Origin of the sequence: Microbacterium sp. UBA1612, assembly GCF_002321605.1 — a bacterium.
GTDB lineage: Bacteria > Actinomycetota > Actinomycetes > Actinomycetales > Microbacteriaceae > Microbacterium > Microbacterium luteum.
The window spans coordinates 15576-30353 of record NZ_DCMW01000002.1 but is presented as its reverse complement, the minus strand read 5'-3'; the positions used below and the strand labels follow the sequence as shown (position 1 = coordinate 30353).

General features: G+C 70.1%; 6 protein-coding genes. 1 reads left to right on the top strand and 5 read right to left on the bottom strand.

What is annotated here, in order from left to right:
* Window positions 1–436 precede the first annotated feature (436 nt).
* The gene (locus B3S45_RS00270; protein WP_286716738.1) at window positions 437–1573 is read left to right on the top strand and encodes a serine hydrolase domain-containing protein; all 1137 of its coding nucleotides are present in this window, start codon (window positions 437–439) and stop codon (window positions 1571–1573) included.
* A gap of 569 nt (window positions 1574–2142) precedes the next feature.
* On the opposite strand, the gene B3S45_RS00265 is transcribed toward B3S45_RS00270, so the two are convergent.
* The 5 genes from B3S45_RS00265 to ald all read right to left on the bottom strand — a co-directional run bounded on the left by B3S45_RS00265 (window position 2143) and on the right by ald (window position 14652).
* Window positions 2143–7632, bottom strand: coding sequence for a glycoside hydrolase domain-containing protein (locus tag B3S45_RS00265; protein ID WP_286716737.1), 5490 nt, complete (start codon window positions 7630–7632; stop codon window positions 2143–2145).
* A gap of 165 nt (window positions 7633–7797) precedes the next feature.
* On the bottom strand, window positions 7798–10995 hold the full coding sequence (locus B3S45_RS00260) for an immunoglobulin-like domain-containing protein (protein ID WP_286716735.1): 3198 nt from the start codon (window positions 10993–10995) through the stop codon (window positions 7798–7800).
* A 159-nt stretch (window positions 10996–11154) separates the two neighbouring features.
* Entirely contained in the window at window positions 11155–11808 is a 654-nt protein-coding gene (locus B3S45_RS00255; protein WP_286716733.1) for a hypothetical protein, read from the bottom strand.
* A 137-nt stretch (window positions 11809–11945) separates the two neighbouring features.
* Entirely contained in the window at window positions 11946–12956 is a 1011-nt protein-coding gene (locus tag B3S45_RS00250; RefSeq protein ID WP_286716731.1) for an LPXTG cell wall anchor domain-containing protein, read from the bottom strand.
* Window positions 12957–13554: 598 nt separating this feature from the next.
* Entirely contained in the window at window positions 13555–14652 is a 1098-nt protein-coding gene (gene ald / locus B3S45_RS00245) for an alanine dehydrogenase (RefSeq protein ID WP_286716729.1), read from the bottom strand.
* Window positions 14653–14778 lie beyond the last annotated feature (126 nt).

Sequence of the window (14778 nt, the reverse complement as noted above, 5' to 3'; positions counted from 1 at the left end):
CTCGAGCTGGGAACGACCCCCGCAGCCGCCGCGGCATCAATTTCGCCCTCTCAGCCTGAGTTCGTGCCGCGCGGCTTCCGCCCGGCGTCGGCCGGTCTTGCCACGACGTCGGTCGATCCCGCCCAGTGTCGGCATCTCGCGCCTCCTTGCACGAATTCAGGCTGGGATCGGCCCGATAGGAGCCGCGGCGGTGCGATACGCCCGCCCAGCCTGAGTTAGCGCCGCATGGCTCCCCGTGACGGCGCCGGTCGGTCTCGCCAGCGCATCGATCGACCTCGCCCCGCCTTCACCCCGCTTCGCGCACGCCTTCGCGCACCAATTCAGGCTGAGACGGGCCCCGACAGCCGCCGCTGCGCCAATATCGCTTCTCAGCCTGAGTTGGCGCACAGGAGGCCGAGTTGGTGCACAGATGGCGACGGCGTGACACGGTGATCTCATGACCTCCCCGCTCGAGCAGCTGCTGGCGCGTCACGTCTCGACCGGCACCGTTCCCGGAGCCGTCGCCGTCGTTGTCGCGCCGGATGCCGAACCCGCACCGCTCGCCGTGGGCGCGTCCGCGCTCGGCGGACCCGACCTCGCCGTCGACGCGATCTTCCGCATCCAGTCCATGACCAAACCCGTCACCACCGTCGCGACGCTGCGGCTGGTCGATCGTGGGCTCATCAAACTCGATGACCCCGTGGCACGATGGCTGCCGGAGCTCGCCGACCCGGTCGTGCTGTCGCATCCGGACGCGCCGCTCGATGACACGCGGCCGTCGCCCCGGCCGATCACCGTGCGCCACTTGCTCACCAACACCAGCGGCTACGGCATGATGACGACCGATTCCCCCCTCGCCCAGGCCATGGTCGAGTCAGGACTCGAGGCAGGTCCGCAGCCGAGCGGGCTCGGCGCCGACGAATGGCTGGCGAGGGCGGCGAGCCTGCCGCTCGCCTTCGCACCGGGTGAGGGATGGCGCTACCACCATTCCTTCGGCATTCTCGGCGTCCTCATCTCACGCGTGGTCGGCCGGTCCACGCCCGACCATGTGCGTGAAGACCTCCTCGCCCCGCTCGGCATGGTCGACACCGGATTCTGGACCCCGTCAGCATCGGCGCACCGACTGCCGGCGACCTACCGACGCGACGGCGACGTGCTGGTCGAGAGCGAACCCGCCGGTGGCGGGTTATACGCCGGACCTCCCGCCCACGACGTCAGCCACGAAGAGCTCGTGTCCACCGTCGCGGACTACGCCCGCTTTCTCCGCGCACTCAGCTACGGAACCGAGGTCGGTGATGGACCGTTGGTGTCGGCGGAGCTGCTGAAGCTGATGACATCCGATCAGATCCCGGACGCTCTCAAGCGGCCCGACAGCTTCTTCCCCGGCTTCTGGGACCAGATGGGGTGGGGCTTCGGCGTGGGCGTGCAGACCGGCGGCGGCCATGCCGGTCGGTTCGGCTGGTCGGGCGGCCTCGGCACCGACTTCTTCGTCGACCCCGACGGTACCATCGGCATTCTGCTGGCCCAGGTCGACCTCGACGAGCAGGTGATGGCGCTCTTCAACGAGTTCCAGCAGCTGGTTCCGCCTCACTGACCCGTCGCCCCGTGGCGTCGCCACCTCCGTCCTTCGACCCTTCCGCCGGACCTAACTCAGGCTGGGACGGTGTTGGGATGCCGCTGCGGCGCCGAAACCGCCCGCACAGCCTGAGTTGGTGCACGAGAGGCCGCCGCACCGGGCGCAACTACTCCGGAGGAGCCGGAACCAACCCCGCGACCCGATCCCCGTCTGGTCGCACCGGACGACGTGAACAGTTGCCTTCCGCCGTCCGTGTCCACCGGCGACGTCCGGATGGTATCCGAACCGCCCCGTGCCGGAACTCAGGCTGGGACGGCCTCCGGACGCCGCCACGGCACCGAATCCGCCGTCTCAGCCTGAGTTGGTTCACGGGGCGCCCCGCGGACGGGGGCCGGGGGCACCCTGACCGGCACCGGGAGCGGCCTGACCGACTCGGCAGCGGCCTGACCGGCCCCGGGGGAGCGCCCTGACCGGATGGGCAGCGACCTCCCCGGCACCGGGGCAACGCCCTGACCGGCTGGGCAGCGACCTCACCCGCACCGGGGCAGCGACCTGACCGGCCGGAGACGGCCGGTCAGGTCGCGGGGTCACTCCGCGGCGGTTCCGCGGGAGCGGCGGCGCACGAGGACGATCCCGCCCGCGATGCCGACGAGGGCGAGCAGGCCGATCACCCACGCGGCGGTGGCATCGCTGCCGGTCACGGGGAGATCCGCCACCGTGAACTCGGCCCACCCGACAAGCTCGCCGTCGGCGTCGAGCATCGCAAGGCGGTGCACGCCGACATCGAGGCCTTCGGGGAGTGCGAGGGTGGCGCTTCCGTCGGCGTCGGCGAGCGTCCAGCCGAGAGCCCGCGGCTCCGAATAGACGTATCCGAAGTGCCACTGGTCCGCGGCCAGACCACCCACCGTCACCCCACGACCCGCGACAGAGACGGTGATGACGTCACGGAACACGAGCGGCAGATCTTCTCCGTCGACGCTCGGAGCCGCCGGCACGAAGCCCGGTCGTCCATCGGTGCCCGGCTCCTCCGTACCCGGCTCCTCGGTCCCCGGCTCCTCCGTACCCGGCTCTTCCGTGCCCGGCTCCTCCGTCCCGGGCTCCTCCGTCTCAGGCTGTTCCGCGCCAGGCTCCTCGGTCCCAGGCTCCTCCGTGCCCGGCTGCTCCGTCTCAGGCTCTCCCGCGCCAGGCTCCTCGGTCCCAGGCTCCCCCGTGCCCGGCTCCTCCGTCCCCGGCTCCTCCGTCCCCGGCTCCTCCGGCTCCTCGAGTGCGGCGAGCGCCTCGCGCAGCGCGTCGTACGCGGCGGTGTACGTCTCGTAGCTCGAGCCGTCGGCGACAGCGCGGGCCTGCGCCAGAGCGTCGTCGAGCCGGCCGAGCGACTCGTCGGTGTGCGGGGAGCGGTCCACGGCCTCCGCCTCGGCGATGAGCACCGGCAGGGCGCGGATGACCTTCCACTCGAGCTGCCCCTGCGCCGCCTGCAGCACGCGGAGCGCCTCGTCGACGTCGGCCTGGGTCGCCGTCTCGTCGCCCAGCACGGCTTGCGCATCAGCGACGGCCCGTTCGAACACGGCGAAGTCGATCGCGATGAAGCGCTCCTCCTGGGCGACGAGCTCGGATGCCGACGACACGGCCGCCTGCAGGTCGTCGCGGTTCACCGGCTGCGGCGTCTGCTCGTCCGGCGCGAACTCCCACCAGTCGAAGTTCGCCACGTACTGGTATGCCTGCCCGGGAACGGGGTCCGAGTGCATCACGACGATGAGCGTGTGGCGTCCCGACACCTCGCGTTCGAGGTCGACGGTGGTGGTGACGTAGTTCCCCCAGCCGCCGGTCCTCGGAAGCGCGACGCTCGCGACGCGGTTCTCCTCGGTCTGCTCGTCGAGGTAGAAATCCAGGCGCGGGTTGGCCCCGACGCGCTCGTCGCGAGTGGATGTGCGCACGGTCAGCGTCGTGAGCGGGCCGGTGCCGAAGGCGACGTCGTCGTAGACCAGCTCGCCGCCGTCGTACGTGCCGCCGACGTTGCCCGACGGGCTCGTGCCCTCGGCCACGAGCGACCCTCCGCTCGAGGAGGTGAACTCCTCCGCCTCGACGCGTGCCGGAAGGATCGGCGCGTCGTCGTCGGCCTGCAGCAGCGTCACGCGGTCGAGGCTGATGGTGCCCGGGTCGAGCCGCAGGCTCACGGTGGGTGCCCAGTCGGCACGCTCGTCGACGCTCAGCACGGCGTCGAGCGAACCGCTGCGCAGCTCGGACCAGGTGCCGTTCCGCTCCACCCACGAGGTGATCCGGCCGTCGTCGACGACCGTCGCGAAGCGGTCGCCCGGCTCCCACGAGACGCCGCCCTGGATGCCCGCGCCGACATCCCGTCCGCTACCGTCCACGACGACGTCGAACCCGGTCTCGGAGCGGGTGTTGTTGAACCAGCTGTGCGCGCGGTTGCCGACCCCATCGGTCAGTCCGATGAACAGGCTGTCCTCCGCCGAACCCGTGCCGGCGAAGGCGCGCGGCTCGACCACGAGCGCGAAGGGCTCGCTCGTCTCGGCCGGAAGGGCGAGGTGCGTCCAGCGGCGACCGTCGGTGGATATGGCCTCCAGCACGCCCTCTTCGGCATCGACCGCGAGGTCGGCGGCCGGCTCCGATGCGTCGCCGTAGGCGGTGTACTCCGCCAGTCGATCGACCGAGAAGTCGTCGTCGAAGGCGACATCGGCGTAGGCGACGCCGTCGAGCACGACCCGGTCGGTCGCCGGGGAGATCCGCAGGTCGTCCGCAGCGCGTTCCAGCCGGTCCAGCGCGGCGCGAAGCGCGTCGTCGCCCGCCGAGTCCTCGGCGAGCAGGGACCGGGCAGCCTCTCGCGCCTCGTCGAACGCGGCGAACGAGGCCGTCGAGTAGGCACCCCGCACCACCAGGTCGGCATCGGCGAGCGCCTCGGTCAGCTGACGGCGCCACTCCTGATCGATTGCGAGAGTGAGCGTTCCGAGCCCCGAGACGCCGTCACCGCGCAGCGCGGCTGCGGCCGCTCCTTCGAGGGCGGCGTCGGTGAAGGCGAGCGCGAAGGCGGCCGTGGCGGCATCCCCCATCGACCCGGTCAGGCGCAGGTCGGCCGTCGCGGCACCGGTCTTGACGAACGCGGCGGCGACGCCGGCCGGCAGCCCCGGCACGGTCACGAGACCGTCGGCGACGAGGTCGCGACCGTCGGCGCCGGCGAAGGTCGCACCGCGCAGGGTGAGCCCGACCGTGGCGTCGACGGTGCCGTCGGCGGCGGCGAGCACCGTGGTGCGATCGACCGCGAGGGATGCGCCGGTGAAGGTCACCTTGAACACGAACTCCTGCGCGCCGGTCGACGGCGTGCGGCTGAACGCGGCGTCGGTCACCTGCACGACGAGGTCGTCGATGCTGTCGAACTCCGTCGAGGCCGTCGCGTTGCCGGTGAGGATGAGATCCACCGAGCGGTCACCGGTGCGCTCCGCCCGCAGCGTGAGGCCGTCCGGAACTCCGGAGGCGGTGATCGCCCCGCTCGCGGCGAGATCGTCACCGTTCCGCCCGGCGAACGTGCCGTTGGTGATGGTCAGCGCCACCGTGTTCTCGATCGACCCGTCGCCGGCGGTGGAGCGGAACTCGCGCTCGGAGACCACGACGGCGCCGGTCGGGTTGTAGACCGAGCTCGGGAGGGTGTCGCTCAGCGACGCGGGAGCCACTCCGTCGGCCGCCCAGTCCGAGGCGGTGTCGCCCATCGTGAAGGCCAGCGATCCGCCCCCGGTGAGCTGGTCGTAGGTGACCCACGTGCGGTCGAAGCTCTCGCCGTTGAGGGTCGCCGACTGGATGTAGTAGTCGTCGGGCGAGACACCGTCGGCGGAGATGTCGAACGTGCGACCCGATTCGTAGGAGATCCGCACGTTCTCGAAGAACGGCGTGCCGATCTGGTACTCGTCCGACCCGGCGGCGACGGGGAACAGTCCCATCGCGGCGGCGACGAACATCGATGACATGGTTCCGGTGTCGTTGTCCATCGTCGGCAGGAACCCCTGCGGCGAGTTGCTGTAGACCGACGTCTTCACGGGCGGGGTGAACTCGCCGCCGTTGGTCGGCGCCTCGTGCGTCGAGCCGGTGGCGATGTAGCGGTTCCAAGTCTCGTCGGTGTAGATGCTGCGCACCCAGTGCTGGGTCTGCGCGGGCGAGCCGACGTAGTTGAACAGATAGGGCGCCTGCAGATCGATCTCGTTGGCGTTGGCGTGCAGCATCCGGGAGCCGTCGTCGGGAGCGTGCTCGCCGAACATGAAGCTCAGCGCCTCGAGGGTGGTCTCGGCGCCTCCCATCTTCTCGATCATCCCGCCCATGTCGGGGGCGACGTACCAGTTGTACTGCCACAGCGTGCCCTGGTACACGTTGCCGGCCTCGAAGCGCTCGGGGTTCACATCCGCCCACACGCCGGCCGCGTTCTTGGGGAAGACCAGACCAGTCGTCGTGCCATCGGCGAGGGTGACCGCGTCGCTCTTGTACAGGTTCGTCCAGTTCGCCGCGCGCAGCCGGTAGGCGTCGGCTTCGGCGGTCTTGCCGAGCGCGTCGGCGATCGTCGCGAGCGCCCAGTCGTCATACGCGGTGCCGAGGGTGTCGTCGACCTCGTTCGCGATGTAGCCGCGCTGCACGTTGCCGGCGTCGGCGTATCCACCCTGCGACTGCGAGACCAGGGCGGGCCATGCCGCCTCGAGGCCTCTCAGCTGCGCGCCCTTGGCCACGGCGTCGGCGACGACGACCGCGGCGCGCTCGAAGCGCACGGTCGGCACCGAGTGCACCTGGTTCGACAGCGACCCGCTGCCGGTGTTCGCAAAGCTCGCATAGAGGTCGACGATGGACTGCGCCATGTCGCGGAAGACCTCGGGGTAGCCGATCGCGAGCACTTCGTACTTGCGGAAGTCGTCCCAGAATCCCCAGCCGTCGTAGTGGATGTAGCCGTCGGCGGCGTAGATCTCGCCGTCGAGGCCGCGGTAGGTGCCGCTCGTGCTGGTGGCGTTCACCGGGGCCCCGAACATGCGGTAGAGGTGCGTGTAGAACAGCTGCTGCAGGTCGCCGTCGGGGTCGCTCGTGGTGGATGCGGTGACCGCGAGACGGCTGAGGATGGCGTTCCAGTCGGCGTGGGTGTCGGAGCGGACCTCTTCGAAGGTGCGCTCGCCCATCTCGACGCCGAGGTCGGTGCGCGCCTGTGCGGCGCTGATGGGGGAGATCGCGACCTCGAGTCCGACCTGCTCACCGGCATCCACGTCGAACTCGAGCACGGCGCCGAGGTCGGTTCCGGCGCGGGTCGCCGTCGTGTCGAGCGCCCCCGAGGACCCCCACGTGCGCAGCGAGCTGACCGGAACGGTCGACTCCGCGTAGTAGTACATGCGGTAGTCATAGCCGTTGAAGTGACCGGTGAACTCGCCCGACAGCGCGGCGCGGCCGTCCGACAGGGTCGAGGTCGTCAGGGAGGCGTCGCGGCGGCTGGTGAAGTTGTTGCGCAGATCGACGACGACGGATGCGGTTCCCGCTTCGGGGAAGGTGAACCGGTCCTGTCCGGTGCGCACGTCGACGGTCGCCTCGGCGAGGATCGCGCCGCGCGAGGTCTGCAGGTCGACGCCGTAGTAGCCGGGCTCGGCCTCCTCGGCGTCGTGGCTGTAGGTCTTCGCGTACGTGCCCGACGAAGGACGCGCGGAGTAGGTCTCGTAGGTCGGCACGACCAGCAGGTCACCGCCGCCGCCGGAACCGCCGACGCCGTTGAGGTTCGTGTGCGTGAAGCCGGCGATCTGGTCCTCGGCGTAGTCGTATCCGCTGTGCGACCGCCCCGGCGTGGTCATGGGGTTGATCTTGATGATCGAGTTCGGAGCCTCGGCGCCGGGCAGGTCCTGGCCGAAGTCGTCTTCGGTCGACACGAAGGTGTTCACCAGCGCCGCGAAGTCGGTTCCCTCGGTCGGTGCGGCTGCGGATGCGACCGGCGCGGCCACCGCGGGCGCAACGGCCGCCCCGAAGACGGCATTCCCGACCAGAGCGGCGCCGACGAGCGCTGCGAGAACGCCGGAGGAGAGGGAGCGGAGGGAACGGGATGTGTGCGACATGCGCGGAAGGCTCCAGGGCAGGGGGATGCGGGGCTCGGGAAGGGGGATGCGTGAGGCTCGGGAGGGGATGCGGGGGCGAGGCGCGGGGTGGTGCGGGAAGGGGCGGGGAGGCGCCCGTGCATCGGGGACCGGGCGGTGCGGGCCCGGTCCCCGATGCAGCCGGCGTCAGCGCGAGGCGGCTGCGCGGCGTCGTGCGATCAGCAGCGCCCCGCCGGCGGCGAGCAGGAGCGTGCCGAGGGTGGCGAAGCCCCATCCCGCTGCGAGGTCGCCACCGGTGGCGGCGAGTCCGCCGCTTGCGGGTGCGGCGTCGGCGGCGAGCGTGATCTCCGTCCAGCCGACGATCATGCCGTCGGCGTCGAGAACCACGATGCGGTGCGTGCCGGCCTCGAGCGAGTCGGGCAGCGTCACCGTTGCGGTGCCGGTCGCCGACACGTCCATCCAGCCCAGCGCCGTCGGCGTGGAGTAGACGTAGCCGAAGTGCCACTCGTTCGCGGCGAGACCGCTGAGCGAGACGGTGCGACCGTCGAGCGTGGCGGTGATCACGTCTTCGAGCGAGGCCGGCAGGTCGGCGCCGTCGGTCACGGGCGCGCTGGGCGTGAAGTCGGGCTGCTCGGTGCCCGGCTCCTCGGTGCCCGGCTCCTCCGTGCCCGGCTCTTCGGTGCCCGGCTCCTCCGTGCCCGGCTCCTCAGTGCCCGGCTCCTCCGTGTCGGCGACCACGGTGACGGTGCGCGTGGCGACCGTCTCGTTGCCGCGGGCGTCGGAGACGGTGTAGGTCAGCGTGTAGCTGCCGGCGGTCGCGGTGTCGACCGCGCCGTCCACCGAGATCTCGTCGGTGAGGTCGCCGTCGACGTTGTCGCTGGCCGACACACCCGCGAGGGCGTCGAACTCGTCGCCGACGGTGATCTCCGCGTCATCCGGAACGGTGAGCTCCGGTGCGGCATCCTTCGTGAGCACGACCTCGTCGACGACGCTGTTGACCGGCATCGCCGAGCCGTTGGCCTGGCTGCGCAGGGTCCGCAGAGTCATCTCGTCTTCGGTGACCTCGATCACCGAGTAGTTGCGCACCTTCTCCTGGTTGATCACCGAAGCGAACCAGGCGTCCGGGGCCTGCGTGTCGTAGTACTTCGAGCCGCTGGCGGAGTTGGCGGTGACGTACAGCACCTCGCCGTCCTTCGCCTCGATCATCGACTGACCGGCGACCTCTGCCGCGTCGGCGAGCTCGCCGTCCTTGACCAGGTAGCTCCGGGTGTAGTTGTGGTCGTGGCCCATGAGCACCACGTCGAACCCGAGATCCGAGATCGTCGACGGCATCTGCGCGCGACGGTCTTCGATGTCGCCGTCGTCGTAGTGCGATGCGACGGAGTAGATCGAGTGGTGGAAGGCGAGCACGCACCAGGTGGCGTTCTCTCCCTGCTCGGCGATGACCTTCTCCATGAACGCGTTGTGCGAGTCGTAGTCGCGGCTGTTGGAGTTGATGTTGATGAACAGCACATCCTTGTAGATGAACCAGTAGTCGCCGCCCGACGTGGTGAGCCCACCGGCACCGGCCGTGAGGTCTTCGTTGGGCAGGTTGAAGTGCTGCTCGTAGGCCTTCGAGCCGACGTCGTGGTTGCCGTTGGTCGCGACGAACGGGATGCTCTGCATCTGCTCCGGGGCGAGGAACAGCTCGTACTGCTGCTCGTTCGGCGCCGTCTCCACCTGGTCGCCGGCTGAGAACAGCAGTTCGGCGTCGGGGTAGCTCTGGGTGGCGATGTCGAGCGTGTCGGCCCAGCCGGCGGCGTCGCTGGTCACGTTGCCGGAGGCACCGAGCTGCGGGTCGCCGAAGAACAGGAACGAGAAGTCGCCGTCGAAGTCCTGGGTGCGGAAGGTGTACACATCCGACCAGCCCTTCTCGTCGCTGCCCACGCGGTAGGCGTACTCGGTGTTCTCGGCGAGGCCGGTGAACGACGCGTCGCGGAAGTACTCGCCGCTCGACGTGCCGCCGGTCTTGGTGGTCTCGATGGTCGTCGCGGATGCGGGGAAGGTGTCACCGTCGACGTCGGCCGCGGGTGCGATCTGCGCCACCTGCTCCGTGTCGATGTCGCTGTACCAGGAGATGTTGCGCTCGGATTCGCTCGCTCCGACGCCGAGCACGACGTCGGTGATCGTCGCCTCGTCGGGTTCCGGCACGTGCACGGTCGGCACGAGCGAGGTCACGTCGAGGTAGATGTCGCTGCTGGACTCGCGGTCCTGATAGAGCGCGACGGCGATGGTGTTCTCCCCCGCTTCGAGCGCGTCCGCGGGGATGGTGAAGGTGCTCGTGAGCGGGTTGCCGTTGCTGGCGCCCGCGTATGTCAGGTTCTGGTTCGCGGCGGTCTCGACGCGGTCGTCGACGAATCCGGCGACCTTCTCACCGTTCACGTAGACGCGCACCGCGTCGTCGTAGGTGATGGTCCCCTCGAGGCCGTCGAGCTGGGCGAGCTGCTCGGCGGAGATCTCGATCTCGTTGCGGAAGTGGTAGGTCGGAATCGTGTCCGACGAACCGGTCTGCGCGTACTGCACAAGGGTGTCCGCGATGAAGCCGCCGCCGAGGTCGGCCGCGCCGCGCTTGGAGCCGAACGAGCCCGCGGCCTGCTTCCAGGCGGAGTCGTCGAACTCTGCGGTGGTCCACGAGAGCGATCCGTCACCCGAGGGGTCGGTGCCGTTGTCGGAGTAGCGCCACTCGTCGTCGGTGGTGAGGTAGCTGTCGGGCAGCGCCTCGGGACCGAATTCGAAGTAGTCGAAGTTGCCCACGTAGGGGTGGCCCGAGTCGGTGTCGGCATCCATCGTCACGATGAGCTTGTGGTCACCCGAGACGGCCATCGGCAGGTCGACGGTCGTCGTGCCGTAGGCGTTCCAGTTGTCGCCGGTCACCGGGAGGGGAACCGTCACGAGCTCGCCGGCCTCGGTCTTGTCGTCGAGGTAGAAGGTCAGCGACGCGTTCTGGCCGACGCGGCCGGAGTTGTTCACGTAGCGAACGGTCAGCGTCGACAGCGGGGCCGAACCGAGCGAGACGGTGTCGAAGACGATCTCGCCGCCGGGCCAGGTGCCGCCGACGTTGCCGAGCGACTGACCCGTGGCATCGGTGCTCGACTCCTTCTTGAGACCGCCACCATTGTCGGTGGAGTAGTCCTCCGCCTGGATGCGCACGGGCTCGACGCCGATGCCTGTGACCGCGGTGGTCACGGCCGTCTGCGTCGCGGGGGCAGCCGCCGCGGGCAGAGCCGTCGCGCCGAACGACGCCGCGGTGAGGGAGCAGAGGGCCACGCCGGCGGCGTAGCGCCGCCAGACGCGGCTCGTGCGCGGGTTTCCGGCCGGGGCCGGCAGAGCGTCATGAGAGAGCAAGGAAGGTCACACCAATCTTGGGCAGGGGGAACGGGATGGAACACAACCGAAAGGGGGATGTGCGCGATGCGCCGGCCCCACGTTCGTCGCGTCGGGTGACCCGGGCGGGGACGAAAGATGAACGGCCGGTATCGATTGCGCGGCTTGCTGGGAACGCTCTTACGGGCTTGACAGATGGAGGACGACCCCGGTGACGCCGTCGCGGATGGACGCCATCCCCGAAGCGGTTGCGCGCTCGGCGACCTCGACGGTCGCGGACTCCGAGGACAGGTCGGCGTCGGGTGCGGCCGCCGATCCGCGAGATGTCGCGCCCTCCCAGATGACGGCGATCACGTTCTGCGTCGGCTCCGCCAGCTGTGCCCCGATCAAGAGGAACTGCTGGTCGAGCATCTGGGCGGTGTCGTATGAGAACGTGTCGACCACATCCGCCCCCACACCCACGACGAGGTCGGGCTGGTCCGCGGTCGCGTCGCTCAACGCCTGGGCGACGTCGCTCTCCGCCGTCGACGCCGCGTCGTAGGTCTGGATGCTCGCGCCGGCGTCATCCGCGAGGGCGAGCACACCCTGAAGCAGCCTGTCTGCTTCAGCGGTCGGCGGGTGGACCACGGCGATGCGGTACCCGGTCATCGCCGGTGCCGTGCCGGGCGGTGTCGCCTCGATGGTTCGGCCAGGCTCCGGGACGACGGTGCTCGCGCCGGCCGGCTCGGCGGCGGGAGCTGCGTCGGGATCCGCTGCAGCGCACCCGCACAGCGCGAGCGCCCCGGCGAGGGCGAGGACGCCGCAATGGATCATCGCGGCGCGAGGGAACATCACCGCGTCAGTAGACCCTGGTTCGGGGCCGAGGAGCTGACGCGAGGGTTACGGGCGGATGAACGGTGGCCGTTCACCGTTCATCCGCCTTCGCCTCGACGCACGCGGGAAGTTGCCGTCTCCCGCGTGCGTGAGCGCAGTCAGCTCTGTGTTCTGTTGCGGCGTCGCGCGGTCAGGAGGGCAAGTGCTCCCGTGATCAGGAGTGCTCCTGCGATCCCGGCGAGAGGCCACGGCGTTTCGGATCCGGTCGCGGCAAGGCTCGTCGTGGGCGGGGTGGAGTCGTCTGCGTCCGCGTCGGGCATGGCGGGGCTGCTTGCGCTTGGTTCAGGGGTTGGGCTCCCCGTGGGCACCGGTTCGGGCGCCGGCTCCTCGGAGTCACGCAAGACGGTGAGGAGCGCCTGACTGGTTGCGGTCTCTCCCGCGCCGTTGCTGAACACCGCCCGCACCGCAGTGCCGCTCTCATCCTGCGTGACCGCGCTCAATGTGAGCGTTGTGGAGGTCGCTCCTTCGATGGGCTGGAAGACGGCGTCTTCGAAGGTCAGCTCGTACCACTGCACCTCCAGGTACCGGGACGCATCAGCCGTGAACGTCGCATCCTGCCCCGCCGGAACCTGCTGGTCCACCGGCTGACTCGTGATCTCCGGCGCACTCCCCACCTCCGGGCCTGGCGTGGGTTCGTCGGTGCTGGGCAGCACGGTGAGGAGCGCCGCCCGGGTCGCGGTCTCACCCGGACCGTTGGCGAACACGGCGCGGACCGCTGTGCCGCTTTGATCCCGGGTGACCGCACTCAACGTGAGGGTCGGGGAGGTTGCCCCTTCGATGGGCTGGAAGATCGCGTCTTCGGAAGTCAGCTCGTACCACTGCACCTCCAGATACCGGTTCGCGCTGGCCGTGAACGTCGCATCCTGCCCCGCCGGAACCTGCTGATCCACCGGCTGGCTCGTGATCTCCGGCGCTCCCCCCACGTCCGGACCAGGCGTGGCGTCCTGGGTCGTGACGGTGGATGGATTGGCCGGCGCACGGGTGCCAGCGACGGCGACCGACGGCACGGCCAGGGCAGCCGACGTCAGGGCGAGCACACCTGCGATCGCGCCGAGCGCACGTGCTGTGCGGGATGTGTTCGCACGAGTGCGCGTGGGTCGTGTGGCCATGGGTTTCCTCCGAACGACAACGAAACAGCAGGACGAGGGCGCCGCGTCAGCCAGACCACATCACCCGATCGGCCCAGTCGCACGCGATCCCCACGAACAACACGCAGGAGACCCAGCGAGTTGAGGCGCGGAGGCACCGACTCCGCGCCCACCCTATGCACGACGACAGAGCCGTCTCGTCGTGCGATACCCGCGGAGGCTCCCGAGGCTGCATGAACCGTTCGACCGGTCGACGCTCACAAGCGGTGCTCCCGCGCCTGCTTCCGCGGAAATCCGGGACTCGTCGGCTCTGGCGCCACCCTTCGATGCCCCTCCCGAGATTCGCGCAGATTCATCGATCGACCCTCACCCTGACACGGGGGTGAGGGTCACCCCCGTCACCATCGACACTCGGCGGCTCTGAACCGCTACGCCTGGCGGCTCGCACGGCCTCGACGGCGGCCGAGGGGGACCCCCCGGAACGCCGGGCCGTGTCCCGGGCGCACCCGATCCGCGTCCAGCCCCGCCAGGCCTCGGCCCGCCTCCCCGGGGTCAGTCGGCCTGGGCGTAGCCGAGCGCCGCCGCCACCCCCGCCAGGCCTCGGCCCGCCTCCCCGGGGTCAGTCGGCCTGGGCGTAGCCGAGCGCCGCCGCCACCCCCGCGTTGACGACCTCGCCGCCACGCACGTTGAGGCCCTTCGCCAGTGATGGGTCGGCCGCGGCAGCGGCATCCCACCCACGGTCGGCGAGCGCTGTGACGTAGGGGAGCGTGGCGTTGGTGAGCGCGCGGGTCGAGGTCTCGGGAACCGCGCCCGGCATGTTGGCGACGCAGTAGTAGAGCGCGTCGTGCACGGCGAATGTCGGTGCGTCGTGGGTGGTGGCGTGCGACCCCTCGAAGCAGCCACCCTGGTCGATCGCAATGTCGACGAGCAGCGATCCGGGCTTCATGCCCGCGACCATGTCGTCGGTCACGAGCTTGGGGGCCGCGGCGCCGGGGATCAGCACGGATCCGATCACGAGGTCGGCGCTCTGGAGGGCCTCGGCGATCGCGTAGCGCGTGGACGCACCGGTCTGCAGTGCGTTGCCGTAGCGGTGCTCGAGCTCGCGCAGTCGCGCCAGGTTGACGTCGAGCACGGTGACCTGCGCTCCGAGCCCGATCGCATTCGCGGCGGCGTGCTCGCCGGCCACTCCGCCACCGATCACCACCACGTGCGCACGCCGGGCGCCGGCGACTCCCCCGAGCAGCATCCCGCGGCCACCCTGCGGACTCAGCAGGTGGTACGAGCCGACGGCGATCGACAGGCGCCCGGCGACCTCGCTCATGGGGGTCAGCAAAGGCAGCGAGCGGTCGGGCAGCTGAACCGTCTCGTAGGCGACGGCCGTGGCACCGGATGCGACGATCGCGTCGGTCAGCGGGCGATCGGCGGCGAGGTGCAGATACGTGAACAGGGTCAGGTCGGACCGGAGATGGGCGTACTCGGCGGCGATCGGCTCCTTCACCTTCACCAACAGGTCGGCGCCGCCCCAGACCTCGGCGGCGTCCGGCACGATCACGGCGCCGGCGGCGGCATAGTCCTCGTCGTCGATGCGCGAGCCCGCCCCTGCGCCGGCCTGCACGAGCACCTCGTGCCCGCGGCGTGCGAGCTCGTCCACGCCGGCCGGAGTGATCGCGACGCGGTTCTCGTTGTTCTTGATCTCCGTGGGAATGCCGATGCGCATGTCGTTACTCCTGGGTGACGGGGTCAAGGCGTTCGTACGCTTCGATGATCGCGGAATGTTCGTTACAGTTGGGTTTCCCCCGAAGATGCTTCTGCATTACGCAGGCATGTCACCTAAATCGCCCTT

Bases quoted from the DNA above. Each gene is read 5' to 3' on its own strand.
- B3S45_RS00270 (WP_286716738.1), top strand. From the start codon at position 437: ATGACCTCCCCGCTCGAGCAGCTGCTGGCGCGTCACGTCTCGACCGGC.
- B3S45_RS00265 (WP_286716737.1), bottom strand. From the start codon at position 7,632: ATGTCGCACACATCCCGTTCCCTCCGCTCCCTCTCCTCCGGCGTTCTC.
- ald (WP_286716729.1), bottom strand. From the start codon at position 14,652: ATGCGCATCGGCATTCCCACGGAGATCAAGAACAACGAGAACCGCGTC.
- B3S45_RS00250 (WP_286716731.1), bottom strand. From the start codon at position 12,956: ATGGCCACACGACCCACGCGCACTCGTGCGAACACATCCCGCACAGCA.